This is a genomic window from Paeniglutamicibacter selenitireducens (assembly GCF_051550675.1).
Taxonomy (GTDB): Bacteria; Actinomycetota; Actinomycetes; order Actinomycetales; family Micrococcaceae; genus Paeniglutamicibacter.
This window is the reverse complement of the sequence record NZ_JBPULF010000001.1, coordinates 144731-170581: the sequence shown is the minus strand read 5'-3', so window position 1 is coordinate 170581 and position 25851 is coordinate 144731. Positions and strand designations below refer to the sequence as shown.

At 69.0% G+C, this 25851-nt stretch carries 29 protein-coding genes; 15 read left to right on the top strand and 14 right to left on the bottom strand.

Going from position 1 to position 25851, the window contains the following annotated elements; translation table 11 throughout:
• Positions 1–7: 7 nt before the first annotated feature.
• Positions 8–607: a helix-turn-helix domain-containing protein gene (locus ACSYDW_RS00730; protein WP_438336790.1), complete on the bottom strand. Its 600-nt coding sequence runs from the start codon at positions 605–607 to the stop codon at positions 8–10.
• A 133-nt stretch (positions 608–740) separates the two neighbouring features.
• Here ACSYDW_RS00730 and ACSYDW_RS00725 point away from each other — a divergent pair, with 133 nt between their 5' ends.
• Complete coding sequence (locus ACSYDW_RS00725; protein ID WP_438336789.1) at positions 741–1721, top strand: NAD(P)/FAD-dependent oxidoreductase; 981 nt, start codon at positions 741–743, stop codon at positions 1719–1721.
• A 55-nt stretch (positions 1722–1776) separates the two neighbouring features.
• On the opposite strand, the gene poxB is transcribed toward ACSYDW_RS00725, so the two are convergent.
• Positions 1777–3501, bottom strand: a complete 1725-nt coding sequence (poxB, locus tag ACSYDW_RS00720) for a ubiquinone-dependent pyruvate dehydrogenase (RefSeq protein WP_438336788.1) — start codon at positions 3499–3501, stop codon at positions 1777–1779.
• 231 nt (positions 3502–3732) lie between these two features.
• On the opposite strand from poxB, the gene ACSYDW_RS00715 reads away from it, so the two are divergent.
• Entirely contained in the window at positions 3733–4608 is an 876-nt protein-coding gene (locus tag ACSYDW_RS00715; protein ID WP_438336787.1) for a thioesterase family protein, read from the top strand.
• Here ACSYDW_RS00715 and ACSYDW_RS00710 read toward each other — a convergent pair.
• Both ACSYDW_RS00710 and ACSYDW_RS00705 read right to left on the bottom strand, forming a co-directional pair.
• Complete coding sequence (locus tag ACSYDW_RS00710) at positions 4580–5254, bottom strand: hypothetical protein (protein WP_438336786.1); 675 nt, start codon at positions 5252–5254, stop codon at positions 4580–4582. The genes ACSYDW_RS00715 and ACSYDW_RS00710 overlap by 29 nt on opposite strands.
• An 87-nt stretch (positions 5255–5341) precedes the next feature.
• Positions 5342–5953 (bottom strand): uridine kinase family protein, encoded by a 612-nt coding sequence (locus ACSYDW_RS00705; protein ID WP_438336785.1) that lies wholly within the window; start codon positions 5951–5953, stop codon positions 5342–5344.
• A 37-nt stretch (positions 5954–5990) separates the two neighbouring features.
• On the opposite strand from ACSYDW_RS00705, the gene ACSYDW_RS00700 reads away from it, so the two are divergent.
• Positions 5991–6728 carry a lipoate--protein ligase family protein gene (locus ACSYDW_RS00700; protein WP_438336784.1) on the top strand — a complete coding sequence of 246 codons (738 nt, stop codon included), beginning with the start codon at positions 5991–5993 and terminating at the stop codon, positions 6726–6728.
• A 14-nt stretch (positions 6729–6742) separates the two neighbouring features.
• On the opposite strand, the gene ACSYDW_RS00695 is transcribed toward ACSYDW_RS00700, so the two are convergent.
• Positions 6743–7042 carry a hypothetical protein gene (locus ACSYDW_RS00695; protein ID WP_438336783.1) on the bottom strand — a complete coding sequence of 100 codons (300 nt, stop codon included), beginning with the start codon at positions 7040–7042 and terminating at the stop codon, positions 6743–6745.
• A gap of 178 nt (positions 7043–7220) precedes the next feature.
• On the opposite strand from ACSYDW_RS00695, the gene ACSYDW_RS00690 reads away from it, so the two are divergent.
• A complete protein-coding gene (locus tag ACSYDW_RS00690; RefSeq protein WP_438336782.1) occupies positions 7221–8174 on the top strand; it encodes an L-lactate dehydrogenase in 954 nt (317 codons plus the stop codon).
• A 97-nt stretch (positions 8175–8271) separates the two neighbouring features.
• Here ACSYDW_RS00690 and ACSYDW_RS00685 read toward each other — a convergent pair whose 3' ends face one another.
• From ACSYDW_RS00685 to ACSYDW_RS00670, 4 genes are all read right to left on the bottom strand, one after another.
• Positions 8272–8901, bottom strand: coding sequence for an MBL fold metallo-hydrolase (locus tag ACSYDW_RS00685; protein ID WP_438336781.1), 630 nt, complete (start codon positions 8899–8901; stop codon positions 8272–8274).
• A complete protein-coding gene (locus ACSYDW_RS00680; protein WP_438336780.1) occupies positions 8901–9986 on the bottom strand; it encodes an S-(hydroxymethyl)mycothiol dehydrogenase in 1086 nt (361 codons plus the stop codon). The genes ACSYDW_RS00685 and ACSYDW_RS00680 overlap by 1 nt, the downstream gene beginning before the upstream one ends.
• A 113-nt stretch (positions 9987–10099) precedes the next feature.
• Positions 10100–10372 (bottom strand): glutaredoxin domain-containing protein, encoded by a 273-nt coding sequence (locus tag ACSYDW_RS00675; protein ID WP_438336779.1) that lies wholly within the window; start codon positions 10370–10372, stop codon positions 10100–10102.
• A 28-nt stretch (positions 10373–10400) separates the two neighbouring features.
• The gene (locus ACSYDW_RS00670) at positions 10401–10931 is read right to left on the bottom strand and encodes a DUF1801 domain-containing protein (protein WP_438336778.1); all 531 of its coding nucleotides are present in this window, start codon (positions 10929–10931) and stop codon (positions 10401–10403) included.
• A 233-nt stretch (positions 10932–11164) separates the two neighbouring features.
• On the opposite strand from ACSYDW_RS00670, the gene ACSYDW_RS00665 reads away from it, so the two are divergent.
• Positions 11165–11920, top strand: coding sequence for an SOS response-associated peptidase (locus ACSYDW_RS00665; RefSeq protein WP_438336777.1), 756 nt, complete (start codon positions 11165–11167; stop codon positions 11918–11920).
• Here ACSYDW_RS00665 and ACSYDW_RS00660 read toward each other — a convergent pair.
• Positions 11917–12828, bottom strand: coding sequence for a LysR family transcriptional regulator (locus tag ACSYDW_RS00660; RefSeq protein WP_438336776.1), 912 nt, complete (start codon positions 12826–12828; stop codon positions 11917–11919). The two genes, ACSYDW_RS00665 and ACSYDW_RS00660, sit on opposite strands and share 4 nt — an antisense overlap.
• Positions 12829–12912: 84 nt before the next feature.
• Here ACSYDW_RS00660 and ACSYDW_RS00655 point away from each other — a divergent pair, with 84 nt between their 5' ends.
• The 4 genes from ACSYDW_RS00655 to ACSYDW_RS00640 all read left to right on the top strand — a co-directional run bounded on the left by ACSYDW_RS00655 (position 12913) and on the right by ACSYDW_RS00640 (position 15241).
• A complete protein-coding gene (locus ACSYDW_RS00655; protein ID WP_438336775.1) occupies positions 12913–13836 on the top strand; it encodes an EamA family transporter in 924 nt (307 codons plus the stop codon).
• A 160-nt stretch (positions 13837–13996) separates the two neighbouring features.
• On the top strand, positions 13997–14218 hold the full coding sequence (locus tag ACSYDW_RS00650; RefSeq protein ID WP_438336774.1) for a hypothetical protein: 222 nt from the start codon (positions 13997–13999) through the stop codon (positions 14216–14218).
• Positions 14219–14350: 132 nt separating this feature from the next.
• Positions 14351–14764 (top strand): helix-turn-helix domain-containing protein, encoded by a 414-nt coding sequence (locus ACSYDW_RS00645; RefSeq protein WP_438336773.1) that lies wholly within the window; start codon positions 14351–14353, stop codon positions 14762–14764.
• Between the two features lie 69 nt (positions 14765–14833).
• Positions 14834–15241 carry a VOC family protein gene (locus ACSYDW_RS00640; RefSeq protein WP_438336772.1) on the top strand — a complete coding sequence of 136 codons (408 nt, stop codon included), beginning with the start codon at positions 14834–14836 and terminating at the stop codon, positions 15239–15241.
• 95 nt (positions 15242–15336) lie between these two features.
• Here ACSYDW_RS00640 and ACSYDW_RS00635 read toward each other — a convergent pair whose 3' ends face one another.
• Positions 15337–15525: a hypothetical protein gene (locus ACSYDW_RS00635; RefSeq protein ID WP_438336771.1), complete on the bottom strand. Its 189-nt coding sequence runs from the start codon at positions 15523–15525 to the stop codon at positions 15337–15339.
• Positions 15526–15654: 129 nt separating this feature from the next.
• Between ACSYDW_RS00635 and ACSYDW_RS00630 the strand changes: the two genes are divergently transcribed.
• Complete coding sequence (locus tag ACSYDW_RS00630) at positions 15655–16041, top strand: VOC family protein (protein WP_438336770.1); 387 nt, start codon at positions 15655–15657, stop codon at positions 16039–16041.
• 102 nt (positions 16042–16143) lie between these two features.
• Positions 16144–16965 (top strand): DUF1206 domain-containing protein, encoded by an 822-nt coding sequence (locus ACSYDW_RS00625; RefSeq protein ID WP_438336769.1) that lies wholly within the window; start codon positions 16144–16146, stop codon positions 16963–16965.
• A 35-nt stretch (positions 16966–17000) separates the two neighbouring features.
• On the opposite strand, the gene srmL is transcribed toward ACSYDW_RS00625, so the two are convergent.
• From srmL to ACSYDW_RS00610, 3 genes are all read right to left on the bottom strand, one after another.
• A complete protein-coding gene (gene srmL, locus ACSYDW_RS00620; protein WP_438336768.1) occupies positions 17001–18119 on the bottom strand; it encodes a PheS-related mystery ligase SrmL in 1119 nt (372 codons plus the stop codon).
• Between the two features lie 326 nt (positions 18120–18445).
• Positions 18446–19165: an AAA family ATPase gene (locus ACSYDW_RS00615; RefSeq protein WP_438336767.1), complete on the bottom strand. Its 720-nt coding sequence runs from the start codon at positions 19163–19165 to the stop codon at positions 18446–18448.
• A gap of 40 nt (positions 19166–19205) precedes the next feature.
• Entirely contained in the window at positions 19206–19646 is a 441-nt protein-coding gene (locus ACSYDW_RS00610) for a VOC family protein (protein WP_438336766.1), read from the bottom strand.
• A gap of 209 nt (positions 19647–19855) precedes the next feature.
• On the opposite strand from ACSYDW_RS00610, the gene ACSYDW_RS00605 reads away from it, so the two are divergent.
• The 4 genes from ACSYDW_RS00605 to ACSYDW_RS00590 all read left to right on the top strand — a co-directional run bounded on the left by ACSYDW_RS00605 (position 19856) and on the right by ACSYDW_RS00590 (position 25774).
• Complete coding sequence (locus ACSYDW_RS00605; protein ID WP_438336765.1) at positions 19856–20167, top strand: DUF6504 family protein; 312 nt, start codon at positions 19856–19858, stop codon at positions 20165–20167.
• Between the two features lie 78 nt (positions 20168–20245).
• On the top strand, positions 20246–21610 hold the full coding sequence (locus tag ACSYDW_RS00600; RefSeq protein WP_438336764.1) for a dihydrolipoyl dehydrogenase family protein: 1365 nt from the start codon (positions 20246–20248) through the stop codon (positions 21608–21610).
• A 239-nt stretch (positions 21611–21849) separates the two neighbouring features.
• Positions 21850–25425, top strand: a complete 3576-nt coding sequence (locus tag ACSYDW_RS00595) for a DNA polymerase III subunit alpha (protein ID WP_438336763.1) — start codon at positions 21850–21852, stop codon at positions 25423–25425.
• A gap of 85 nt (positions 25426–25510) precedes the next feature.
• Entirely contained in the window at positions 25511–25774 is a 264-nt protein-coding gene (locus tag ACSYDW_RS00590; RefSeq protein WP_438336762.1) for a hypothetical protein, read from the top strand.
• Positions 25775–25851 lie beyond the last annotated feature (77 nt).

Here is a 25851-nt window from a genome sequence, read left to right as displayed (position 1 = left end):
CTGCAACCTATCCCCGTTGTTGCGTCTTGGCGGGCTTTGCGCGCACGTGCATGCGTTCGCCCTGCGGTCCGAAGAGGCTGAGGAACTCTACGGCCTGGGCGTCAGCCCGGCCGAACCAATGCGGGGTGCGGGTGTCGAACTCCGCCGCCTCGCCGGCCGGCATGACGATGTCGTGTTCGCCGAGGCACAGGCGCAGCCTGCCCTTGAGCACGTAGATCCATTCGTAGCCCTCGTGGGTGCGCAGGTCCGGGACGCTGCGGTCGGTGCCGGCCTGCAGCACGTTCTTGAAGGCCTGCAACCCGCCCCCGGATCCCCGGCTCAGCGGCAGGATCGTCATGCCGTGGTGCTTGATGGGCTTGATGTGGATCCGCGGGTCGCCGGTGGCCGGGGCTCCGACCAGGTCGTCGAGCGGCACCCCGTGCGCCCGCGCCAGCGGCAGGAGCTGCTCGAGTGTCGGGCGGCGGTGGCCCGATTCGAGGCGGGAGAGCGTGCTGACGGAGATCCCGGTGAGTGCGGAGAGCTCCTGCAGGGTGGTGTTGGTGCCGGTGCGCAGGGCCCGCAACCGGGGCCCCACGCCGGCAAGCGTGTCTTCGATGTCTTGCTCCATGCCCCCAGTTTGCCACAACGGCAAATTCTCTTGGTGCGGAACGGGGTGCCGGTGCACGCTGGGAAGGTGCGGACGACCGGCCGCGCGCACGGTTGACGACACGCCGAACCACCTAGTGCAAGGAGCAGGACCCATGGAAGAGCACCCACGAAGCTACGACGTCGCGATCATCGGAGGCGGAGCGGCGGGCCTGAGTGCCGCGCAGGCGCTGGGCCGGGCGAGGCGCTCGGTGCTGGTCGTCGACGCGGGCGAGCCCCGGAACGCGCCGGCCGAGGCGATGCACAACTACCTCTCGCGCGACGGCATGAACCCGCTGGATCTGCTGGCGGCAGGCCGTGCCGAACTGGCAACGTATGGCGTGGACATCGTTGCCGACCGGGCGACCGCGACCCGCAGGACCGAGGACGGATTCTCGGTCTCCCTGGAACGCGACCCCGGGGTCCGTGCCAGGCGGGTGATCCTGGCCGGCGGGTTGCGTGACAGGCTGCCGGAGATCGAGGGGCTTGCCGGGCACTGGGGGCACGACCTGCTGCACTGCCCGTACTGCCACGGATGGGAAGTCAGGGACCGGCGCCTGGGCATCCTGGAGAGCCCGTTCTCGGTGCACCAGGCACTGATGTTCACCCAGTGGAGCAGCGAAATCACGTTGTTCACCTCGCCCGGCCGCGGTCCGTCGGAGGAGGAACTCGAGCAGCTCGAGGCGCGCGGCGTGGAGGTCATCGAGACCGGGGTGCTGGAGGTGCGTTCGGAGGCGGGGTCCATCACCGGCGTCGAGCTCTCCGACGGGAGCATGCGGCAGCTGGACGCGCTGGTTGTCATGCCCCGGGTCGAGGTGGACCTTTCCTGCGTTGCCGGGCTGGGACTTGCCGCCGCGGAGCACCCCTCGGGGGCCGGGCAGTACCTCGAGGCCGACGCGCAGGGCCGCAGCGCCGTACCAGGGGTGTGGGTTGCCGGAAGCATCGCGGACCCGCGGCAGCAGGTCATCATGGCGGCCGCCGGGGGACTGGGCGTGGGTGCCGCGGTCAACGCGGACCTGACCCGGGAGGAGACCGAACGGGACGTGGAGGAACTGCGCAGGCTCCGGGCCGCACGGCCTGCCGGGGGCCGGGTCTAGGCGGTTCCCGCGGTGGCCAAGGACAGGGGCCGCCGGAGTCCGGGGCGGGCGCCGCTCAGAAGAGCTGGCGCCAGTTGGTGGTGGCCAGGTCAAGCAGTTCGTCGCCCTTGCCGGAGAAGACGGTGCGGATCGCGTAGAGGGCGAAGCCCTTGGCCTGGGCCGCGGTGATCGAGGGCGGCATCGAGAGTTCCTGGCGGGCCGTCACCACGTCGATGAGCGCCGGCCCGTCGTGCGCGAGGGCCTGGTCCAGGGCCCCGGCCAGGTCGGCGGAGTGCTCCACCCGGAAACCCTTGAGGCCCATGGCGGTGGCGACGTCGGCGAGGTTCGGGTTGGCCAGGTCGGTGGCGAAGGTGACGAATCCCGCCGCCTTCATCTCCAGTTCCACGAAGTTCAGCGAGGAGTTGTTGAAGACCACGACCTTCACCGGCAGCCCGGACTGGACAAGGGTCAGCAGGTCGCCCAGCAGCATGGTGATGCCGCCGTCGCCGGAGAGCGTGACCACCTGCCGGTCCGGGTGCGAGGCCTGCACGCCGATGGCCTGCGGCAGGGCGTTGGCCATGGAGCCGTGGTTGAAGGAGCCCAGCAGCCGCCGCTTCCCGTTCATGTGAAGGTACCGGGACGCCCAGACCGTGGGCGAACCGACATCGGCCAGGAACACCGTGTCCTCGTCGGCCAGCTCGTCGAGGGTGCGGGCGACGAATTGCGGGTGGATCTTCGCCCCCTTGCGCGAGGGCACGGCCAAATCGTCGAGCTTCTCCCGGGTCTTGCGGTAGTGCTTGCGGGCGTCCTCCAGGTGCCCGCGGTCTTCCTTGCGGGAGAGCAGCGGGGCGAGGACCTCGAGCGTGTCCTTGACGGTGCCCAGCAGGCCCGCGTCGATCGCGGTTCGCCGGCCCAGCTGCTCGCCGCGCATGTCCACCTGGATGACCTTGGCCTTCTGCGGGTAGAACTGCTGGTAGGGGAAGTCCGTGCCCAGCAGCAGGATCGCGTCGGCGGCCTCCATGGCCCGGAAACCGGAAGCGAATCCCAGCAGGCCGGTCATGCCGACGTCGTAGGGGTTCTCGTACTCGATGTGTTCCTTGCCGCGCATCGCGTGCACGATGGGTGCGCCAAGCAGCTCCGCGACGGCCATGACCTGCGCGTGGGCGCCGGCCACCCCGGCCCCGGCCAGGATGGTGACCTTCCGGGCGTCGTTGAGCAGCACCGCGGCCCGGGCCAGGTCCTCGGCGTGCGGCAGGATCGCCGACCGGCACGCCGGGATGCGCGCCACTCGGGTGCCGTGCGCCTCCGCCAGCGCCACCTCGCCGGGCATCACGAGCACCGCCACGCCGCGGCGCTCCACCGCGGTGCGCATGGCGATCTCCAGCAGCCGCGGCATCTGCTCGGGGGTCGAGACCATTTCGCAGAAGACCGAGGCCTCGCGGAAGAGCTCGGTGGGGTGGGTCTCCTGGAAGTAGTTGCTGCCGATCTCGGTGCCGGGGATGTGCGCGGCGATGGCGAGCACGGGCACCCGGTTGCGGTTTGCGTCGTAGAGGCCGTTGATCAGGTGGAGGTTGCCGGGTCCGCAGCTTCCCGCGCAGACCGCCAGGCCGCCGGTCATTTCCGCCTCGGCGCCGGCGGCGAAGGCGGCGGTTTCCTCGTGCCGCACCGGCAGCCAGTCGATGCCGCCGTCCTTGCGCATGGCGTCGGTGAGGCCGTTGAGCGAATCCCCGGCCACACCGTAGATGCGTTGGACCCCGTTGGCCTTCAGCGTGGCGATCATGGTTTCGGCGACGGTCGGCATGGGGGAGCCCCTTTCCTCGGTGCTGGCTGTTGCGGCCCACCCTACGCGGGGACACCGCCCGGGCCAAGACCCCCGGGAGGACCGGGCCCCGCGCACCGGGCGTCCGTGTGTCCGGCCGCGAATGCACCGATTGTGGTGCAGGTCGCACGGGTGGCTAGGCTGGTCAGCAAGAGGCGACGAGACAATGAGGCCGCGCCGGCAGCGATGCCCGATGGCCGAAGGAAGGGCGAGATGACCCACGCAACCACCGAACCAACCACCGAACCAAACACCGAATCCAGCACCGAACCCCAGGCCGGGACGGACCCGTCCGAACTGGCCGTCGGCGATTTCTACTACCGGGCCACGGGCGAGCACACGTACCGATCGACGGTCCACGCGCAGGGCGCCTGGAACGAGCACGAGCAGCACATGGCACCGGCCACCGGCATCCTTGCGCACGAATTGGAGAAGTTCCAGCCGCGTCCCGACATGCGCATGGCCCGGATCAGCCTGGACATCCACGGCATCATCCACGGCGGCGAGTTCGAGGTGCGCACCCGCATGGTCAGGCCCGGGAAGACGATCGAGCTCATCGAGGCGGAAATGCTCTCGCGCGGGCGCACGTGCATCGTTGCCCGCGCCTGGCGCCTGAAGACCCTCGACACCACGGCCGTGGCCGCATCCGAGGACCAGCCGGTGGTGCACCCCGAGGAACTGGTGCCCTCCGCGGACATGTCCCAGTGGCCCGGCGGCTACATCCGGGGCCTGGAATTCCGCGGTGCCACGGGCCACCGCCCGGGCAAGGGCGTGGTGTGGATGCGCAACGGGTTTGAGATGGTGGAGGGAAGTGCCACCCCTGACCTCGTGCGGCTGATGGGCATGGTCGACACCGCCAACGGGGTGGCTCCGCGCGTGGCGCCGGGTCCCGGGTCCTGGATGTTCCCGAACGTCGACCTGCAGATCCACATGCACCGGGCACCCGAGGGCCAATGGCTCGGCATCGAGGCGCAGCAGACCTACGGCATCGACGGGATAGGCCTGACCTCCGCGGTGCTGCACGACGTCCGCGGCCCGTTCGGGCGCAGCGAACAGATCCTCACGGTGCGCCCGCTGCCCGGGAACTGACCGGGGTGCCGGGGCCCGTGGCCGCCTGCTCGGCGAGGCGGAACGCGGACTCCAGCCGGACCACGGCCCGCCGGTAGTGATCCGCGGCCGGTTCACTACCCGGCCCAGCGGCAGCGTGTGCGACGGTCTCCGGGGCGTGGTGGTCCCGGCGCAGCGACTCGGCCTCGGCGAGCGCCCGCGCCAGGGCGGAAACCTCCGGGACGCCCACGTCGTTCATCGCCGGGAAGTCCAGGGCGGCTGCAGGGTCGAGAGCGTAGCGTCCCCAGGCCAGCAGCACCGAGTCGTGCCGTGCCGCCAGCGCCGCATGCCGGGCGGCGGCCAGGGACCGCGCGGCCGCGAGCGCCCGACGGCGCCTGCCGCGTACCGCGAGCCGTCCGGCGGCAAGGCCGCCGGTGGCAACCGCTGCCGCGCAGGCGGCGGCGGTCCACCGGTTGTGCGCGGCGGCAACCAGCAGCAGCGTGGCCACGGTGCTGCATCCGATGAATCCGTTCCAGAACCCGGCATCGGGGTCCCGTTCCCGGGAAGGGCCGGCGCACACCAGCCAGGCCGTTGCGGTGCCGGCGAGTACCGCCAGCACACCCACTGTCAGGGCAACCACCGCGGCACCTCCGTGTCCGGGCGCGGGCCCGGCCGGTTGCGGGGCCACCTGGATCCCATTCCAGCCCGGTGCCGGCCGCCGGTCAAGGGATGGGGCACCGCTGTCCCGGGGCCGCACGCCGCAGCGACGGCCCCGCTATGCCGTGGCGTCGGCCAGCAGTGCCTTGACGGCCTTCTTGCCCATCGGCACGAACCCGGCCTCCAGGTAGCGGGCGCGGACCTGGCGGTCGGCGCGGAAGAGCGCGTAGCCGCGCTTGAGCAGGAAGAGGATCGGCTTGCGGCGCTCCTTGACGTCGCGCACGAAGCGGCGCAGCGCCGTCTGGGCCGGAGGGACGTCGATGTACAGGGCACGGACCTCGATGCCGAGCGCCCGCAGCGGTGCCAGCACCTCGCTCACGAAGATCCCCTCGGCAACCAGCGGGCCCTGGGCCAGCTCCAACGGGCGGGTGCCGTCGTAGCTCGAGGTGCTGATCGAGTAGTTCGGCACCTGCGTCTGGCCGGTCTCCAGCAGTTCGACGAGTCCGTCGACGGCCTTGTCGCAGTTCCAGGTGCCGGGGTGGTCCCAGTCGACCTCGCCGTACCCGGTGTGCGGGAGCGGGGAATCGGCGGTGTCCTCGGAGATTTCCCGGTAGTAGTTGTCGAGCTCCACGTGGGGGCGGCCGAAGCGGTGGGCCAGGTAGGATTTTCCGGATCCGGAAGCACCACCGAGCAGGATCAGGGGCAGGTGTTGTTTCGGCACGCCCTCCATTATTCCTTCGATCGGCCCCGGACCTAGAATCGAGTCCATGAGCCTTTGGAATCCCGATGCCGACCACGCGCTGCGCGTGCTGCACGATACGCCGTCAGGGGACCCCGCGGCCGACCTCATGGGCGGCGTCGAGCTGCTCTCGCGTGTCCGCGACGGGCTGGCACCGGCCACGCTGCGGCTGTACCGGCCGGACCCCACCATGGCGTTCGGCCAGCGGGACGTGCGCCTGCCGGGATACGAACAGGCCGTCGAGGCGTCGCGCGGGCACGGGTTCGCACCCGTGGTGCGCAAGGCCGGCGGCCGTGCCGCCGCCTACCACCGCGGAACCCTGGTCCTTGACCACGTGGAGCCCGCCGAGGAAGCCATGCTGGGCCACCAGCTGCGGTTCGGGGTGCTGGGCGAGCTGTACGCGTCGGCGTTGCGCCGCGGCGGGGTCGACGCGCAGGTCGGGGCGATCCCCGGGGAATACTGCCCCGGGGACTTCAGCGTCCACGGGCTGCCGGGCGTGCAATCCCCGGTGCGGCACGCCGTGAAGCTCGTGGGCACGGCCCAGCGGGTGGTCGCCGGCGCCTGGATGTTCTCCAGCGTGTTCGTGGTCCAGGACTCGGCGCCCATCCGCGCCGTGTTGGACGACGTGTACCGGGCCATGGGCATCGAGATGGATCCCTCAACGGTGGGCGCCGCCGACGACCTGGTTCCCGGGTACGGCGTGGAGCGCTTCATCGAGCACCTGCTGGCCGAGTACGCGGTCCACTCGGAGCTCGCCGGGGGCTGAACCGCCGGCGTGGCCTAATGCGAGCGCTTGCCCACGGACAGCCCGGCCAGGAACGCGGCACCGGCGATGCCGATGGCCACCAGCGCCCAGCCGGTGACCTCCTTGGGACCGAGCAGGTACATGCCCGGCAGGAACTCGCCGTCGTCAAGCGGCGCGTAGGCCATCCAGCCGAAACTGACGACCTCGCCGCTTCCGATCCACAGGGTGGCGATGCCCGCGGCGGCGGACAGCACCGCGATGACCGCCACCACCGTGGCCAGCTTCACGCCCGGTGCACGGCGGGGTGGTTTTGCGGAATCCGTTGGTTCGCCCATGGAACCCAGTCTGCCACGCAACGCCCACAAAACGCTGCTGGTTAGGCGGTTTGGGATGGTCGGAGGCCCAGGCCGGGGCCGCCCCCGGGGACCGCCGGGCGCATCGCCGCCTGCCGCACGAGCGCAACACGGCCGGAATCGCCGGGACCGGCGCCGGGTTTGGCGCGATACTGGGGACATGAGATTCCAGCGCACCACCAAGCTCACCGTCGTCGGCGCCGGAAGTGTGGGCACCTCGCTCGCCTACGCCGCGCTGATCCGCAACTCCGCCCGCGAGATAGTGCTCTACGACATCGCCCGGGCCAAGGCCGAGGCCGAGGTGCTGGACCTGGCGCACGGCACGCCGTTCGCCGGCTCCTCCCGCATCACCGGGGGCGATGACATCGGGCTCGTCGCGGGCTCCGACGTGGTGGTCATCACCGCCGGCGCCAAGCAGGAGCCCGGGCAGACCCGGCTCGAGCTGGCCGGTGTCAACGCCGGCATCCTGGAAAAACTGCTCCCGCGGCTCGTGGAGCTGGCGCCGGATGCCGTTTTCATCCTGGTGACGAACCCTTGCGACGTGCTCACGGCCGTCGCCGAACGCCTGGTCGACCTGCCGGCCGGGCGCATCTTCAGCTCCGGCACCGTGCTGGACTCGGCCCGGCTGCGCTGGCTGGTGGCAGAGGCCGCCGGGGTCGCCCCGCGCAGTGTGCATGCGCTGATCGTCGGGGAACACGGGGACACGGAGTTCCCGCTCTGGTCCACCGCAACGATCGGCCAGGTCCCGCTGGCCGAATGGCGGGACGAATCCGGGGAGCTGCTCTTCCCCCGCGAGCGCCTGGAGACCCTCACGCACGACGTCGTCAACGCCGCCTACAAGGTCATCGCCGGCAAGGGGGCCACCAACCACGCGATTGGCCTCTCCGGGGCGCGGATCGTGGAGGCGGTGCTGCAGGACGAGCGCTGCATCCTCCCGGTCTCCAGCGTGCTGCACGGCTACCGGGGCATCGACGGGGTGGCGCTGAGCGTCCCCTCGATCGTGGGTGCCGGCGGCGTGCAGCGGGTGCTTCAGACGCACCTCGACGAGCGCGAGGAAGGGCTGCTGCAGCGCTCCGCGCAGGCCCTGCGCGAGTCGATCCGGCTGGTTACCTAGACCGGCGGCACCGCCCGGTTGAAGGCGCCCGCACTTGAACGGCCGTGGGAGCCATGCGGCTGCACGGCTCCCACGGCACCATGGGGCGGTAGGGGACTCAGTGTCCGCGCGCGATCCACTCGTCAAGGTGCGGGGCCTCGGCGCCGATGCTTGTGGCATCCCCATGTCCGGTGTTCACGAGGGTCTCGCCCGGCAGGGTCAGCAGGCGCCCGCGGATCGAGTCGATGATCGTCTCGAAGCTCGAGTAGCTGCGCCCGGTCGCGCCCGGCCCGCCGTTGAACAGCGTGTCGCCGGAGAACAGGGTTCCCAGGGACTCGACGTAGAAGCAGGTGGAGCCCGGCGAGTGCCCGGGGGTGTGCAGCGCCACCAGGGTGGTGCCGGCAACCTCGAAGCTGTCCCCGTCGGAGATTTCGGCATCCGCCGCGGTGCCCGGGAAGATCGCTTCCCAGAGCATCGCATCGGCCGGGTTCAGGTGGACCGGAGCGTCCACCAGGTCCGCGAACTCGCGGGCGTAGCGGATGTGGTCGTCGTGCCCGTGGGTAAGCAGCACCGCCTTGACGGTGCGGTCCCCGACGGCCGCGCGGATCCTGGCCGGCTCGTGCGCCGGGTCGATCACGAAGACCTCGGCGTCGTCCCCGAGGATCCACACGTTGTTCTCGACCTCCCAGGTGCCGCCGTCAAGGCTGAACGTGCCCGAGGTGACGAGGTTCTCGATCCGTGCCGGCATCAGAGTTCCACCACCGAGCGCAGGACCTTGCCCTCGCCCATCTTGGTGAACGCAGCCTCCACGTCGCCCAGGGAGATGCGCTCGGAGACGAACGCGTCGAGGTCCAGGCGGCCGAGCTTGTACTGCTCCACGAGCATCGGGAAGTCGCGGCTGGGCAGGCAGTCGCCGTACCAGGAGGACTTCAGCGAACCGCCGTGGCCGAACACGTCCAGCAGCGGCAGCTCCAGCTTCATCTCCGGGGTCGGCACGCCCACCAGCACCACGCGGCCGGCCAGGTCGCGGGCGTAGAACGCCTGCTTGTAGGTTTCCGGGCGGCCCACGGCCTCGATCACGACGTCGGCGCCGAAGCCGCCGGTCACGGCCTTGATGCCTTCCACGGCGTCCTCGGTGCGGGAGTTCACGGTGTGGGTGGCGCCCATGGACTTGGCCATGGCCAGCTTGTCGTCGTCGATGTCGACGGCGACGATGGTTGTCGCCCCGGCCAGCTGCGCGCCGGCGATCGCGGCGATGCCCACGCCGCCGCAGCCGATCACTGCCACTGACTCGCCGCGCTTGACCTCACCGGTGTTCATGGCCGCCCCGATGCCGGCCATGACCCCGCAGCCCAGCAGGCCCACGGCGGCCGGGTCCACGTCCTCGTCGACCTTGGTGCACTGGCCGGCGGCGACGAGGGTCTTCTCGGCGAACGCGCCGATGCCCAGGGCGGGGGAGAGCTCCGTGCCGTCCTCGAGGGTCATCTTCTGCGTGGCGTTGGCGGTGTTGAAGCAGTACTGGGGCTGGCCCTTGGCGCAGGCGCGGCACTGGCCGCAGACCGCGCGCCAGTTCAGGATCACGCGGTCGCCGACGGCGACGTTGTCCACGCCCGTGCCGATCTTCGAGACAACGCCGGTGGCCTCGTGGCCCAGCAGGTACGGGAAGTCGTTGCCGATGCCGCCGAGCTTGTAGTGCAGGTCGGTGTGGCAGACGCCGCAGGTGAGGATGTCAACCACGGCCTCGCCCGGTCCCGGGTCGGGGACGACGATGGTGACCGTTTCGACGGGGGCATCCTTGGCGCGGACGATGACGGCCTGGACCTTCTGGGACATGACACTCCATTCATGGGCGGACGCACCCCTGCGCCGCCCCTAGGACTTAACGAGGAAGGGTGCCGGCGGCCGTGTTCGGCCGGTGGCACCCTTCCATCCAAGCACAGGGACGCCTAGACGCGCTCGAGGACTTCCTCGATGCGGGGGTTTGTTGCGGCGGTCCCGTCGGGGAAGATCAGGGTCGGCACCGTCTGGTTGCCGCCGTTGAAGTGCTCGACAAGTTCCGCGGTGCCCTCGACCTCTTCGATGTTCACCTCGGTGTAGCCGATCCCCTTGGAGTCCATGAGGCGCTTGAGGTTGCGGCAGTATCCGCACCACGAGGTCGTGAACATGGTGACGGACCCGGCTTCGGGGATGTACGGGGCAAGTTTCTGTGTTTCGGTCATGCTTTATGTAACCACGGACGCCAGGGTCTTATTTCACGGCCCCCGGCGGGCCGGCGGTTTCCGGGCCCCGGCGTCTGCCGGTGCGGCCGACGCCCGGAACCGAGGTCGCCTGCCTCATCCAGCCCGCGAGCAGGGTCTCGTCGATGTCCGCACGGGATACAAGCTCGACGCCCCGGGTCGACTTGCCCATGCCGACGGGCGCGGCCGGCGGCACGGGTTCCAGGGCGGTGCCGTTGATGAACATGAGCTTGACATGGCCCGCAAAGCCGCCGCAGCTGAAGCACCAGCCATCGCCGACGCCGTAGTAGGCCAATCCCCATTTCACCGAACGCTGCAGGCCCGGCAGCGTCCTGGCCGCCAGCGCATCGATGGCCTCGGCAATGCCCCGCTGCGGCTGGGGAAGGCTTGCGAGGTAGGCGAAGACCGGTTTGTCCCCGTCCGCGGCCTTGGCGGGGCTTGCCCTGCCGGTCATGGCTTCGGGAAGGGCGAAGGCGCCTGTTTCCCCGACGGGTGGGGACGTGTCGCGGTTCTCCGGGTGGTGTTTGTCGCTGCTGACCATGCAGGGAATTATCCTCGGGAACCGTGAGGAATCCAGCTGCCGGATGCCTGCCCGGATACCTGCCTGGCACTGCGGCGCCGGGCCGGGAAGCCCTTTCGCGCCTTCGGCACACCGGAGCCGCGGCATTTCGGGGAATCCGCGCAGGCGATACGGTATCCATGGGACGTTCCGGGCCGCGAGCGGCCACCGGGTCCCTGCGGATACCGAGGAACTCAACGCGAAGGGGCGACGGGATGTGTGGACGATACGTGATGGCCAAGGCCATCGGCGACCTGGTGGCGGAGGCCGAGGCGGAGGCCGACGCGAACCTCGAGTTGCGCCAATCCTGGAACATTGCCCCGACCAGGGATGTGCCCATCGTCCTGGAACGCCTGATTGAGGGAGCAACTCACCGGCAGGTGCATGTCGCAAAGTGGGGGCTTGTCCCGGGCTGGGCCAAGGACCCTGCCGTCGGGGTACGCGCCTTCAACGCACGCAGCGAAACCGTCCTCGAGAAGCCGACCTTCCGTGCCGCCATCAAGGCCCGGCGCTGCGCCGTGCCCGCGGAGGGCTACTACGAATGGCTGGCCGGGGAGACGCCCAAGGCCAGGAAGCGGCCCTTCTACGTGCATCCGGCCGACGACTCGCTGATCTTCTTCGCCGGGATCTACGAATGGTGGAAGGACCCGCAGAAGGAGGACGGCGACCCGGAACAGTGGCTGCTCTCCACCTCCATCCTCACCTGCCCCTCGCCGCCGGCCGACTCCGGGGCTCCCGTGCTGGGGGAACTGAACGGCTTGCATGACCGGCTGCCGATTCCGCTTTCCCGGGACGCGCTCGCCGAATGGCTCGACCCGGAAAACCGGGATGCCGCAGGGCTTGTTGAGATGGTTCGGGCCGGGGCCTACGACGTGGCAGCCGGATGGGAACTGCGCGAGGTCGACTCCGCTGTGGGAAACGTGCGCAACAACGGCCCGGAGCTCACGGAGGAACATTCGGGCCTGTTCTAGGCCAAGGTCCGGCCCTGCCGCATGCGCTCAAGCACGAGCGCCAGGGCCGGCCAGGCACCGCGCCCGGCACGGATCCGCGCATGGGCCCGAAGCCGGAGGTCGGGGTCGTGCAGCGGCAGGATGCTCAGGCCGGGACGCGGCGGACGGTTTTCGGGCAGCAGGCCCACGCCGAGCCCCGCAAGGACCAGGTCCTCCACCAGGTCCAGGCTGTCGGACTGGTGGCGCATCGCCGGCTGGAACCCCGCCATGGAGGAGATCAACCGCAGCACCGTCTCGTCCGCCCCGTTGCGGGAGTTCCCGATCCAGTCGCTGTCCCTGAAGAAGCCGAAGACCTCCGCCGCGGCAGGGACGCTGCCGCCGGCCGCGATGCGCGCCGCGGCGTCTGCCGGCACGCCGAGCCCCCAGGGGGTGCTCCACAGTTCCATGCTCTCGATGCCCGGGCCCGGCGGGTCGGGAGCCAGGTTGTAGTCGTAGGTCAGGGCGAGGTCCAGGTCGTCGAGTTCCAGCTGGCTTAGGGCCTCGGCCGGTTCGTGTTCCATGACCTTGATGTCCACGGCCGGGTGGCGGTCCGCCAGGTCCAGGATGATGGGCATCAGCGTCCTGCGGATCGCCGTGGCGAAACCGCCCACGCGCAAGGTGCCCGAGGGGTCGGCGCCGGGATCGAGGTCCAGCCGGGCGGCATCCACCGCGGCCAGGATGGTTCGCGCATGTCCGGCAAGCCGGCGCCCGGCAGCGGTGAGGCGGACCCCGCGGCCGGAGGGCTCCAGGAGCTCTGTTCCGGCATCCCGGGACAACGCGGCGATCTGTTGCGAGACGGTGGACGTCGTGGTGCCCAGCACGTCGGCGACGGCACGCATCGAGCCAAGTCGCGCCAATTCGAGAAGGTATTGGAGGCGTCGGGTGTCCATCGTTCAATTGTGCATGATTGACGAACGATATGTTGATGATTATCGCGTGGACACGGACAAAGCCGGTGGCGTGTACTTAAACCCATGAGTACCCGCACAGCACCAGCATCCACCTCCCACTCCGCCGGGATCGGCGCCCTGATGGCTGTCGCGGCCATGGGGTGCGTGCAGCTGGGGCTCGCGGCAGCCGCCACGCTGGCCGGGACGATCGGCCCCGAGGGCGCGGGATGGCTGCGCCTGGCCTGGGCCGCGGTCATCATCGTGGCCATCGCCAGGCCCTGGAAGCAGCGTTACAGCCGCGCGGTCCTGGGAACCTGCGCCTTGCTGGGGCTGGCCACGGCCGGGATGACGATGGGTTTCATGATGGCCATCCAGACGCTGCCGCTGGGTACCGCCAGCGCCCTGGAGTTCCTGGGCCCGCTGTCGGTTGCGGTGTTCCAGGGCAGGGGCGCCGCAAGGTGGTGGGCCGTTGTCGCGGGCGTCGGGGTGCTGGGCCTGACGGAACCCTGGAGCGGCGCCGCGGATCCGGTGGGTGTGCTCTTCGCCCTGGGATGCGCCGTCTGCTGGGCCGCCTACGTGCTGCTGACCCAGCGCGCGGGCGATGCGGTGGAAGGCATCGGGGCACTGGCCATTTCCATGCCCGTCGCAGCCATCGCCGCGACGCTGGTGGTCGGGCCCGCGGTGATCGGCCAGATCGACCTGCCCATGTTGCTCATCGGCTTCGGGTTGGCGTTGCTGCTGCCCGTGATCCCGTTCAGCCTCGAGATCCTGTCCCTGCGCCGCCTGACGGCCGCGGCGTTCGGCACCCTGATGTGCCTGGAACCCGCCATCGCCCTGGTGGTCGGCCTGCTGCTCCTGGACCAGGTGCCGCGTCCGGCCGCGCTTGCCGGGATCGTCCTGGTCATCGTGGCAGGCATCGGTGCGACGAGGTCGGGCCGGAGGAAGCCCGTCGACGAGGATTCGGGGAGCACTGGGGCGCTGCCCGTGTCGGCGGGTACCGGCACCTAGCCGCCCGGGGCTCCTGCGAGCCATGTCATTGTCGCCGTCACTGCGATAGTGTGGCCGCCAGGTTGGGCGACACGAGCCCGGTCTCCCGGTGCGCCGGTCCGGCCCCTGTCGGTGCCGTGGCTGGTGCGACGTTGTTCCGTATCGATGAAAGGAAATTGACATGGCTGTTTCCGTTGAATTGGGCAAGGCCCTCGATAAGGCCCTCGAAAACGCGACCCTGGACGAAGTCCTCGACTCGCCGCCTTCGGCCCTTGCCGGGCTCACCGAGAAGCACGATGAAATCCTGGCCGGCATGGGGATCAAGACCATCCGGGATCTGGGGAGCAACAAGTACTTTGCGGTGGCCGGCGTGCTCGTCGCACTCTCCGGCAAAACCGGATAGGCGGACCACGCCACCTCGACCGCATGGCCGGAGGGCGGGTCCGGCCCCTTGCGCGGGCGGACCCGCCCTCCGCGTGCTTGGGGCCCGGATGAAGCGGTGGCCCAGGGACCGTGCACTGATACCCTCGAGTGCATGAAGCAGCACGAGCTTGAATCGCTCGCCGCCCTGCGACGGGCCAAGGACATGATCGACCGCGAATACGCCAGGCCCCTCGATGTGCCCACCATGGCGGCCGGGGCATTGATGTCCACGGCGCACTTCTCCCGGCAGTTCAAGGCCGCATACGGGCTCAGCCCGTATGCCTACCTGATGACCAGGCGGATCGAGCGTTCCATGGCCCTGCTGCGCTCGGGGATGAGCGTCACCGATGCGTGCATGGAGGTCGGGTGTACCTCCCTGGGGTCCTTCAGCAGCAGCTTCACCCAGATCACCGGCGAAAGCCCCAGCGGGTACAGGAACCGGGAGCATGCGGCGGTGGAAGCCATGCCGGCCTGCATTGCCAAGTCGGTGACAAGGCCCAAGAGCACCAAGACGCCCAGGTACTAGCCGGAGTCCCGACGGTATCGAGCAGGATCCAAGAAGCGCACCAGGCATCCTGGCCGTAGCGTGGTGCGCATGGATATTTCATTGAACTACTCGCACATCACCGTCAACGACGTCGACGAAGCCATCCCGTTCTACCGAGACGGCCTGGGCCTGAAGGTGGAGAACGACGTGTCCTCCGGCGAGCACCGCTGGGTCACCCTGGGATCGGACAGGCAGCCGGGGCTGGGCATCGTGCTCTCGGACCCGCACGCGGGCCGCTCGGAGGCGGACGGCAACGCCATCCAGGAACTGCTCACCAAGGGAGTGCTTCCGATGACGGTGTTCAGCACCGGAGACCTCGACGGCCTCTTTGAACGGGTCCGCGCCACCGGGGCCGAGATCCTCCAGGAACCCATCGACCAGCCGTGGGGCCCGCGCGACTGTGCATTCCGCGACCCGTCGGGGAACATGATCCGGGTCAACCAGCGCGCCGACTAGGCCCTCCGGGACCCGCAGGGCCCCGGCAGCAGCAAGGGGGCACCCCGCGCACGTGAAGCGGGGGTGCCCTCCTTGCCTGTGCGGCCCGGTGGCGCCTACCTGATGGGCGGGTAGGGTTCGGTCGGATCCGGCTGGCCCGGCGGGAACGGCGTGGACGGGTCCGGCGGCATCGGTACGGGCTCAGGTTCGGCCGGCGGCTGGTGCGTCGGATCGGGGTGGACCGGCGGTACCCTTTCGGGTTCCGCCGGCGGGTACGGGCGTTCCGGCGGCTGCGGAATGCTCATGGCGGGGATCCTTCCTGCAGGGGGAATTCGCACCAAGTCTAGGGTGCGTGCGGCGTCGTTGAAAGGCTCCTTCACACGGGACCGGACGTAGAATTGAGGGGTTCCACTCCTTACCGAGGACGGCCTCCCATGTCCCTCTCAACCAGCCCACTCACCACCATCATTCCCGTGACCGACGGCGAAAGGTCGCGGCGTTTCTACGAGGACACCCTGGGGCTTCCGTTCCAGGGGAAGGCTCCGGACGGCAACATGCTCTTTGCCCTTGCCGGTTCCGGGGTGCTTGCCCTGCTGAAGGACCCCGACGCGAAGCCCTCCGTGCACACCACCGCAAGCTTCGAGGTCGGCGACATCGCCGGCGTCATGAGCGAACTCGACACCAAGGGCGTCGTCTTCGAGGACTACGACCTGCCGGACCTGAAAACCGTCGACCACGTCTGTGTCCTGGGCTCGGAGAAGGCCGCCTGGTTCAAGGACCCCGACGGCAACATCCTCTGCCTCCACCAGAACGCCGCCTGAGCCGGGGCCGGAAGCACGCCGGTACCCGCGAAGATGCGGGGCCAGCCAACACGAGTCGCAAGACCCGCGGAGTGACTCCCGCATGGCCGCCGGAAGGGGACTGTGATCATCAAGAACGTGGACGGACCCGTGGAGGCTGCCGAAGCGGCCTCGAACTCTCGTGCCTTTGTGGCCGTCGCGCGGACCGGTTTTGCGGTGAGCGGGGTCCTGCATGTCTTGGTGGGGGCCATCGCCGTGCAGCTGGCCTTCGGGAAGGCGGGGGAAGCCGACCAAGGCGGAGCCATGGGCGAACTGGCTGCCAGCCCTGCGGGGTACATCCTGTTGTGGCTGGGTGCCGTGTCCTGCGTGGCACTGGCCCTGTGGCAAGCGAGCGAAGCGATTTTCGGCTACCGGCACCTGCAGAAGAAGGCAATGCTCCGGCACAGGTTTTCCGTGGCCGGGCAAGGGCTGGCGTTCCTGTTCCTGGCGCTGGCGTTTGCCTCGTTCGCGTCGGGCCGGAGCAGGGACAGCGGTGAAGCCACGAGCGATTCCTCGATCCAGGTCATGAAAGCGCCGTTCGGCCCGCAGCTGCTGATCGCGGTGGGTGTTGTCGTGGCCCTGGTGGGTGTCGCCTTTGCGGTTCGGGGAGTACGTACCTCCTTCACCCGGCAACTGAAGATGCCTGCATCCGCCCCGGCCCGAAGGTTCCTCACAATGCTTGGAATGGCGGGATACGTCGCGAAGGGCACGGCACTGTTTCTGGTCGGGCTGCTGTTCATAGTCTCGACCCTGCAGGCCGACCCGGAAGAAGCCACCGGGCTGGATGGTGCCTTGAAAGCGGTGCGCGGGCAGCCGTACGGGCCGTACGTGCTCACCCTGCTTGGCGCCGGGCTGGTGTGCTACGGCTGCTTTCAAATCACCAAGGCGAAGTTCGCCCGCATGTGAGGGTGCGCGGGTGCGGCGGCGTCCGCCCTGGGGTCTCAGATGATTTCCAGGTGGGGGCCCCGGTGGACGGCCCGGTAGATGCGGTTGCGCAGGTCGTTGGCCTGCCGGGAAGACAACGTGCTCTCCAGCGGCCTGATCGTGATGCGCAGCAAGGCGTTGTCCTGCCCCGCGCGGATGCCCAACCGTTCCCGTGCGGATTCCGGAAGCTGTCCCAGGCCCGTGCGTGAGAGGAGCTGCACGGATTCGACAAGGCCGGCGTCGTCGCCGAGCGCCCTGCGGACCACATCGCCGAGGGTTTCCTCGTCCTCCCCGGCATCGACCACCACGGAGATGTCGCGCCGTGCCGAGGGGAGCAGCGACACCGGCTTCCATGGGGACAGGTCCTGCATCTGTTGGGCCGCGCGCTCGCCGGTGGAGCGCAGGTAGCGGATGTCGGGGATTCGCTTGCGCAGCATCAAGGCGCGGTCCAGCCCCATGCCCAGGGCCAGCCCCGACCAGAGCGCGGGATCCAGCCCCGCACACCGGAGCACTTCCGGGTGGATGCGCCCGCATTCGGCCAGTTCCAGCCAGTGGCCCTCGTGCATGACATCGATCTGCCGGCCGTCCGTGGTGTAGGGGTGCACGGCTGGCGTGGCGCGCCAGCGGGCCCCGGGGAGGACCGCGTCGACAACCGTGCCGATCATCCGGGTCAGGTCCTTTTCGGTGGTGAGCGGCGTGGAGCGGATGCGCCAGAGGTCGACCTGGTGCGGTTCGCCCACGTGGGTGCGGTCCACGACATCGCGCCGGTACACCAGTCCGGGAACCGCAAGCAGCTCGTCGATGTTGGCGCGGCCCGCGTAGAGCCGCAGGGCGGCCGGAAGCTCGGCGGAGGTGTGGCTGCGCAGCATTGCGGTCGGGCTGAGGTACCGGGTGTACCGGCGGGCCCGGGTCACGTCGTTGCCGTGGTATTGCAGGCTGTCGTAGTTGTCCCTGACGGACACGATTGGCGGGTTCCTGATGATGTGGGTGGTGCAGTTCCACGACTGCCGGAGGGAATCGAGAACGCCGTGCAGCAGGGTTTGCATGGCGTGGGTGCCCTGTGCGGGGTCGCTGAGGTCGCGGACCGTGAGGGAAGCGTGGAGCTCGTCGGGCGTGAGGTAGATCGGGGGTTGCATGGTGTCTCCTGGAATGCTGCGGGGAAAGGGGGATCACCCCCGGTGGGCAGCAGTGGAGACGGCGAATGCTACGGGCGCACGTGCACGTTCCCACGGCTGGTACCCAGCCGGGGGCTCGTAAATCGTGGATCTTTGCGCATGGGTCAACGGTAGCAGGCTCCGGTGGCGGGCGCCGCGGGTTGCGGTGTTGTGCCGTCACGGCCGATGCGGTGCGCGGTTCGGCCTCGCGGCAGGAACGGGTCCGACGTTGGACCCGTGGGTGAGGACGCCAAGGGCCCGTCCGAGAGCCCGGAACAGGGGCAGCTGCGACATCGCCACGTGACGTGCTACAGGTGGCGCAGGTAGCGCCCGGGGACGTTCATGAAGGACCGCCAGTTGGTGACCAGATCCAGGTCGTCCCATTCGCTGTGCCGCAGGCCCCATGGCCCGACCTCGTAGATTTCGGCTCCCGGCAGTGCCGCCAGCAAGGGCGAGTGGGTGGACATGACGACCTGGGAGTCGCCGGCGGCCATCAGGTCCTTGAGGATTCCCACCAGGGCCATGCAGCCGGAGAACGAGAGCGCCGATTCGGGCTCGTCGAGAACCCACAAGCCGCCTTCCCGGAAGCGGTCGGCGATGAGTTCCAGGAATGATTCCCCGTGGCTCATTTCGTGGAAGCGTGGCTCCGGCCGCGTTCCCGGGTTCTGCTCGAGGTACGTGTAGAAGCCGTGCATGGTTTCCGCGCGAAGGAAGTACCCGCGTCGGCTCGCACCGGGATTGCGGATGACCTGCAGGTGCTCCTCGAGCCCGGACTCGGTGGCCCGGGTGCTGTGCATGGCACCCGTGGAACCGCCTTCCGGCGACAACCCGTAGCTGACGGCAATCGCCTCGACCAACGTCGATTTCCCCGACCCGTTTTCCCCCACCAGCACGGTGGCCGAACCCAGCTCCATGCCCTGCTCCAGCAGGTGCCTGACCGGAGCCAGGGTGGCGGGCCACTGCTTCCGGGGCGCCGGGTTTTGTGCGTGTTCGGTGATGCGTCGAACGGGGAGGTTCGAAATGTGCATGATGCCGGGAATACCCTTTCGAAGGATGCGGTGGCTGATGCTAGACGCCGGAGACCAGCCCGTCCGCACCGATGCCGAAGGCCGGGTTGTGTACGAAGTCCCAGCGGAAGCCGTCCGGATCCGCCACGCACGCGCTCGTTCCGCCCCATTCCCTGGTTGTCGGGGCTCCGATGGACGTGGCGCCGGCCGCCATCGCCATGGCGTACAGGTCTTCGACTTCTTCAACGCTGTTGGTGTTGTGTCCCAGGGACATCGGCGGTGCCTGCACCCCGTGGCCCACGTCGCCGTATTCCCCGGGCATCGAGGCGATGTTCCACAGGGCCAGCATCAAGCCGTGGCCCGCCTGGACAAAAAGGATCTGCCCGGGCATGTGGGAAATCTCGCGGAAGCCGAGGCCGCGGACGTAGAAATCGCGTGAGCGCTCGACGTCGCGCACGCCCAAGGTCAGGGCGGTGATCATGGGTGCGGGTACTGGTGTCATGGGCATGAGTCTAGCCCCCGGAACCTGTCGAAGACCTGATGCCGGGACACAAGTTGTCGTATATGTGTTCTAGTCTCACCTTGTGTAGAACATAGTTTCTAATAAAATGGATGAGTGCCCAGAAGATCCGCGCGGCGCTGCTTCCCGGAACCATGCGGCTCCCGGGGGCGGCGCCGTTTGGCGGGCGCGGGCGAGTGAGAGGTGGGGGCGTGGGCATTTTTACCCAGTCGATCGAGGTCGACTGCACACCGGCGGGGGTGCCGATTCGCATGCGCTGGCAAGGTCGGGAATACAAACTGGCCGCCGATCCGGTGCGGTGGTTCCAACGGCGCGACTGGTGGAAAGAGGAGCTGCGGGCCGAGCGGGGGCGCGGTCCGGGGCTTGTCGACTACGAGGTCTGGCGACTGCAGGTCAGGCTCGCCGGGATCGGCCCCCTGCGCACCTTCGAGGTCTCCCGCCAGGTCGACACGGGAAGGTGGCGGATCATCAGGATCCACGACGCGTGCGCGGAAAGTGCCTAGCCCTGCCCTCTGGCCGTTCGGCAAGCGGGGTGCAAGGCTGGAATCCGGTTGTTTCGCGATGGACGCAGAGGTGGTCTTGTGCAGGAAGTGTTCGATGTGGCCGTCATTGGCATGGGTCCCGGCGGGGAAGTGGCCGCCGACAGGCTGATCACCGCCGGCAAGAAGGTTGTGGTGTTCGAGTCTGAGCTCATCGGGGGCGAGTGCGCCTACTGGGCCTGCATCCCCTCCAAGACGATCCTGCGGGGACCCGAGCTCAGGGACGAAGCGGCACACACCGCCGGGGCCCGGGACCTCACGCTCGACTGGGAATTGGCGCGGGACTACCGCGACTACATGGCCAGGCACCTGGATGACAGTGCCCAGGCCGCGGGGTACCAATCCCGCGGGGCGCATGTCGTGCGGGCCAAGGCAAACATCGCGGGCCCCGGCCGTATCCTGGCCGACGGCCGCGAATACCTGGCGGACCACATCATCGTCGCCACCGGAACCGACCCGGCGTTCCCAGCCTTCCCAGCCTTCCCCGGATCGGACCTGGTCACGGTGTGGGGCAATCGCGAGGTGTACACGCTCGCTGCACTGCCCGGGGCTGTGGCCGTTGTCGGGGGAAGCGCCGTCGCCCTGGAAACCGCCACCTTCCTTGCCGGATTCGGAGCGAAGGTCGTGCTGCTCAACAGAAGCGGGCGGCTGCTGGGCCGCGAGGAACCCGAAGTCGCCGCGCTCGCCGAACGCCACCTGCGCGGATCGGGGGTGGAAGTGCGCCTGAACTGCTCGATCGCCCGTGGGCGGGTCGAGGGGGGCAGGAGCGTGCTGGTGCTTGATGACGGAAGCGAGATCGCCGTGGATGCGGCCGTCTTCGCCACGGGAAGGACCCCGCGCACCGAAGGGGTGGGCATCTCGCTGGCCGGAGGACGGCTGGATGACCGGGGGTACATTCAGGTGGACGAACACTGCCGAGCCGCGGACGGCCTCTGGGCGGTAGGGGATGTCACCGGAATCATGAGCTTCACCCATGTCGCCAAGTACCAGGGACGTGTCGTTGCCGACTGCATCCTCGGGCTGGAGCGAACGGCGGGCTACGGAGGAATCCCACGGGTGGTGTTCGCCAGCCCGGAAATCGCGGCGGTCGGACTCACCCGGAAGCAGGCCGAACTGCTCGGGATCGAAACCGAGGCCGTCAGGGTGGACCTGCCCGAAACCATCGCACGGCCCTGGACCTACGAACAAAACCCGCGAGGGGAGCTGGGCATCCTTATCGACCGGCGGCAACAAGTCATGGTCGGGGCCTGGGCGGTGGCGCCACAGGCCGGAGAATGGATCCACCACGCGGCCCTGGCCATCAGGACGCGCGTGCCACTTGCGGTCCTGCGCGACCAGGTCCCGCAATTCCCCAGCTACAACGAGGCATACCTCGTGGCACTCGACAGGCTCGGGCACCCGGGATAACCCGGCCGCCGGACACCGGTTCGCCACTTCCCGCGAAACGCCGCGACATCGGCTGCCGGCACGATCGGGCGCTCATGGCCGGCCTTGGTCCGCGCGATTTGATTAGAACAGGTGTTCTAATATGATGGCTCTACCCCCTGCACGGCGGACGGCCCACGTTGCTCCCACACCGAGACGACGGAAAACCCCCGAACCCGCACCCGGAAAACACCAGGGGCGCTGCGAAGGGAGGTGCCGCAATGCCCCAGGGATTCACCCACCTGCACGTGGCATCCGCCTTCAGTGCACACTACGGGGTCTCCTGGCCCGAGGACCTCGTCCAGGCAGCGCTCGCCGACGGCGCCGACGCCCTGGCCATCACCGACCGGGACGGACTCTACGGAAGCGTCAAACACCTCAAGGCCTGCATCACGCACGGAATGGACCCCATCCTGGGGGTGGACCTCGCAACCCTCGAACCCGACCCCCGGCCACGCGACGGCAGGACACGCAACCCCCTGCGCGTCTCCGGGCGCATCACCATCCTGGCCAAGGGACACAGCAACGGAGCCGGCTACAAGGCCCTGTGCCGCCTGGTCTCCGCCGCACACCAACCAACAACACCCGAAGGCACACGCAAACAGCACCTCGGCATCACCCCCGGGGAACTGGCAACCCACGCCCTTGACCCCGACGGCGAGCCACTGCTCACCATCCTGCTCGGGCCGAACTCCGACGTCGGACTGGCAACCCAGCACCAGCACTACGACCAGGCCCGCACCCGCATCCACCAATGGCGCACCCTCCTGGGAGAGAAGGCACTGCGGGTGGAGATCGTCACCCACCTCAACAACCCCGGGGACCGCCTCAGCACGGCACACGCGATCCGCATGCTCCGCTGCGCGGAAACCGCACACATCGCCCCCGTCCTCACCAACGCCGTCAGGTACACCGAACCCGACGGCGCCGCAACGGCCGACGTCCTTGACTCCGCACGCGCCCTCACCTCACTCGAAACCCTCAACGACATCCAGCCCAACGGACAAGGCTGGCTCAAGGCCGCCGAACACATGAGACTCCTCGCCGCCGAAATCGCCCGCGAGGCCACAAACCCCCGGATGGCAGCAACACTCCTGCGCAACACCTCGGCGCTCGCCGACTGGGCACGCCTCGACCCCGTCGCCGACACCGGATGGGGAATACCCGTGGTCCCCGAAACCCACGTCATCGGCATCACCGGGGAACCCAACCGCGAACTCGCCGCACGCGCGGAAGCGGGCATCAACAGGCTCATCCCCCGGGAGGGCAACAACCCGCACATGCGCCAACGACTGGGGGAGGAGCTGGACACCATCTCCGACCTCGGATTCGCCACCTACTTCCTCACCGTCGCCGAAGTCAGCGACATGATCACCCGCATGGGCATACGCTCCGCCGCCCGCGGCTCCGGCGCCTCCTCGCTTGTCAACTACCTCACCGGCATCAGCCAGGTAAACCCACTCACCCACGACCTGCTCTTCGAACGCTTCCTCTCCCGCGACCGCGCCACCCTCCCGGACATCGACATAGACGTCGAATCCGCCCAACGCCACACCATCTACCAAAAAATCTTCACCCGCTTCGGCGCCGACCGCGTCAGCCTCATGAGCATGCAAAACGGCTACCGCGCCAGGGGGGCGGTACGGGACGCCGGCCAGGCGCTCGGCATGGAGGAGGAAGACATCGACACCATCGCCAAGCAACTCTGGCGCTTCTCCGCTGCCTCCTTCCGCGACGCCCTGAACGAGAAACCCGAACTCGCACCCTTCGCCGACCGGCTCGGCACCGAAAAACAACTCGACCTGCTCGTGGACCTCACCGAACGCCTCGACCGGCTGCCCCGGCACATCTCTATGCACCCCTGCGGAGTCATCCTCTCCAACAACACGCTCCTGGACCGAACCCCCGTCCAACCCAGCGGACTGGACCTGCCCATGAGCCAATACGACAAACACGACATGGACCCCATGGGACTGCTCAAGCTCGACGTCCTGGGGGTACGCATGCAATCGGCCATCACCCACGCGCTCGCCGAGATCCAACGCATCCACCCCACCGCCCAGGCAGTCGCCGCCGCGGGGGGACACCAAGGCAACCGACCGGGGGAGATCCCCGCCTACATCAAACCCGACGGAGCCATCGACCTCGCCCTCGTCCCGCTCGACGACAAACCCACCTTCGAACTCATCCGATCCACCCACACCCTCGGCTGCTTCCAGATCGAATCACCCGGGCAACGGGAACTCATCGGCAAACTCGCCCCCCGCGACTTCAACGACCTCATCATCGACATCTCCCTCTTCCGCCCCGGACCCATGAAATCCAACATGGTCAAGCCCTACCTGGAAAACCGACACGGATTCGCGCCGGAGAAATACCCCCACCCCACCCTGCGGCCCGCGCTCGCCGAGACCCACGGTGTCACCGTCTTCCACGAGCAGGTGCTGCGGATCCTGCACACGATGACCGGGTGCGGGCTGGCCAAGGCCGATGTCTACCGCCGGCTGCTCGGCGGCCCGGCGGAACCCCGGGTCGAGGCCTTCTTCCGCTCCGCCGCCGGGGAACGCGAGTACCCGCCGGCCGTCATCGACGAGGTCTGGCAGACGCTCGCGGCCTTCGGGTCCTTCGGGTTCTGCAAGGCCCACGGGGCCGCCTTCGCCGTGCCCACCTACCAGTCGGCCTGGCTCAAGGCCCACCACCCCGAGGCATTCCTCGCCGGGATCTGGGAGCACGACCCGGGCATGTACCCCAAACGGCTGCTGGTGGCCGAGGCCAGGCGCATGGGCATCAAGATCCTGCCGCTGGACATCAACCGCTCGGCGGCAAGCTACCGGGTCGAGCGGCTGGAGGGGCTGCTGCCGCCCGCGCAGCTGCCTGTGGTTCCCCGTGCCGTCGGGGCCATGCTGCCCGGGCGCTTCGGGATCAGGCTGTCGCTGCGCGGGATCCGCGGGGTCTCGGAGCGCGAGGTCGCGCGGGTTGTCGCCGGCCAGCCCTACGACTCGATCGCCGACGTGCGGGACCGCTCGGGGCTCACCCGCACCTCGTTGAACCACTTCGCGGCGCTGGGTGCCTTCGACTCGCTGCAGCGCTCCGCCGGGCGGGGAAACCGCGCGGACCTTGTCGCCCACCTGCGCGGCGGGGCGCACAAGTCCCTGCCACAGCGCCACCGCCCGATCCCCGGGCAACTTGCCTTGCCGCTGGGGGACCTTGACCTTGCCGCCATGGCCGTCGGGGCGGCGGACACCCCGCTGGAGGAGGTGGTGCGCACCGAGCTTGACCTGCTGAGCCTCGATGTCAGCGCGCACCTGATGTCCTCCCATGCACCGCTGCTGGACTCGCTGGGCGTCTCGCGCGCCGAGGAGCTGCTGGCGATGCGCAACGGCACCGAGGTCCTGGTGGCAGGGGTCAGGGTCGCCACGCAGACCCCGCCGATGCGCGGCGGGCGACGCGTGGTCTTCATTTCCCTCGACGACGGCACCGGCTGCGTGGATGCCACATTCTTCCACGAGGCGCAGCAGCGTTGCGGCCCGTTGCTCTTCTCCACCCGCCTGCTGTTGATCCACGGGGTGACAAGACGCACCGGGCCGCGCGGCATCAGCCTTCAGGCGTTGGACGCCTGGGACCTCTCAGAGAAGTCCCTGCTGCCGGGCCCCGGGTACCTGGGCGATCCGGGCCGCGCGAAGGACGGGCACGGCACCGCCCCGGGCAGGGAAACGCAGCAGCAGGGTCCGAGGAAATCGCTGGCGCAAACCATGTTCGACGAGGGGCTGGACCAGCGCGGGTACCTGGGTGCCTGAGGGGTCCCGGCATCCGTTGTCGGACCGAAGCACCCGTGTGATACTGGGGCTAGCGGCGGACCGCCCTGGAACGGAGGCTGGCGTTGTGATCCCGTCAATGATCGTGTTCGGGCTTGTTTTCGGCCGCTGGTGGAAACCGGCAATTCTCGGCGGGGCCTTGCTCTGCTCGGTGCTCGTCGGCCTTGCCAGCGTGTTCGAGTCGGGCGGCGTCTTCGCATGGTCCCGGGTGTTCGGCGCCGCGGCTCTGGGCGCGGTGAGCACCGCGTTCGGTGTCGCGATCCGCCAGCTGCTCCACCAGATTGTGCTCAGGATCCGGCTTGCCGGCAAATCCGGGGTCAAGCGAGCCTGAACCGCATCCCGCCCGCCGGACGCTTCGCCGGCACCCGAGCCGGGGAATCTCGGGGCAAGGCCTGTTGCTTCCCTTGC

Coding starts and splice junctions, on each gene's coding strand:
- poxB (WP_438336788.1), bottom strand. CDS start 3,501: ATGCCGACCGTCGCCGAAACCATGATCGCCACGCTGAAGGCCAACGGG.
- ACSYDW_RS00730 (WP_438336790.1), bottom strand. CDS start 607: ATGGAGCAAGACATCGAAGACACGCTTGCCGGCGTGGGGCCCCGGTTG.
- ACSYDW_RS00680 (WP_438336780.1), bottom strand. CDS start 9,986: ATGTCCCAGAAGGTCCAGGCCGTCATCGTCCGCGCCAAGGATGCCCCC.
- ACSYDW_RS00700 (WP_438336784.1), top strand. CDS start 5,991: ATGAGCCTTTGGAATCCCGATGCCGACCACGCGCTGCGCGTGCTGCAC.
- ACSYDW_RS00650 (WP_438336774.1), top strand. CDS start 13,997: ATGGCTGTTTCCGTTGAATTGGGCAAGGCCCTCGATAAGGCCCTCGAA.
- ACSYDW_RS00610 (WP_438336766.1), bottom strand. CDS start 19,646: ATGACACCAGTACCCGCACCCATGATCACCGCCCTGACCTTGGGCGTG.
- ACSYDW_RS00725 (WP_438336789.1), top strand. CDS start 741: ATGGAAGAGCACCCACGAAGCTACGACGTCGCGATCATCGGAGGCGGA.
- ACSYDW_RS00685 (WP_438336781.1), bottom strand. CDS start 8,901: ATGCCGGCACGGATCGAGAACCTCGTCACCTCGGGCACGTTCAGCCTT.
- ACSYDW_RS00660 (WP_438336776.1), bottom strand. CDS start 12,828: ATGGACACCCGACGCCTCCAATACCTTCTCGAATTGGCGCGACTTGGC.
- ACSYDW_RS00645 (WP_438336773.1), top strand. CDS start 14,351: ATGAAGCAGCACGAGCTTGAATCGCTCGCCGCCCTGCGACGGGCCAAG.
- ACSYDW_RS00695 (WP_438336783.1), bottom strand. CDS start 7,042: ATGGGCGAACCAACGGATTCCGCAAAACCACCCCGCCGTGCACCGGGC.
- ACSYDW_RS00690 (WP_438336782.1), top strand. CDS start 7,221: ATGAGATTCCAGCGCACCACCAAGCTCACCGTCGTCGGCGCCGGAAGT.
- ACSYDW_RS00615 (WP_438336767.1), bottom strand. CDS start 19,165: ATGCACATTTCGAACCTCCCCGTTCGACGCATCACCGAACACGCACAA.
- ACSYDW_RS00630 (WP_438336770.1), top strand. CDS start 15,655: ATGTCCCTCTCAACCAGCCCACTCACCACCATCATTCCCGTGACCGAC.
- ACSYDW_RS00635 (WP_438336771.1), bottom strand. CDS start 15,525: ATGAGCATTCCGCAGCCGCCGGAACGCCCGTACCCGCCGGCGGAACCC.
- ACSYDW_RS00595 (WP_438336763.1), top strand. CDS start 21,850: ATGCCCCAGGGATTCACCCACCTGCACGTGGCATCCGCCTTCAGTGCA.
- ACSYDW_RS00655 (WP_438336775.1), top strand. CDS start 12,913: ATGAGTACCCGCACAGCACCAGCATCCACCTCCCACTCCGCCGGGATC.
- ACSYDW_RS00675 (WP_438336779.1), bottom strand. CDS start 10,372: ATGACCGAAACACAGAAACTTGCCCCGTACATCCCCGAAGCCGGGTCC.
- ACSYDW_RS00665 (WP_438336777.1), top strand. CDS start 11,165: ATGTGTGGACGATACGTGATGGCCAAGGCCATCGGCGACCTGGTGGCG.
- ACSYDW_RS00715 (WP_438336787.1), top strand. CDS start 3,733: ATGACCCACGCAACCACCGAACCAACCACCGAACCAAACACCGAATCC.
- srmL (WP_438336768.1), bottom strand. CDS start 18,119: ATGCAACCCCCGATCTACCTCACGCCCGACGAGCTCCACGCTTCCCTC.
- ACSYDW_RS00640 (WP_438336772.1), top strand. CDS start 14,834: ATGGATATTTCATTGAACTACTCGCACATCACCGTCAACGACGTCGAC.
- ACSYDW_RS00670 (WP_438336778.1), bottom strand. CDS start 10,931: ATGGTCAGCAGCGACAAACACCACCCGGAGAACCGCGACACGTCCCCA.
- ACSYDW_RS00705 (WP_438336785.1), bottom strand. CDS start 5,953: ATGGAGGGCGTGCCGAAACAACACCTGCCCCTGATCCTGCTCGGTGGT.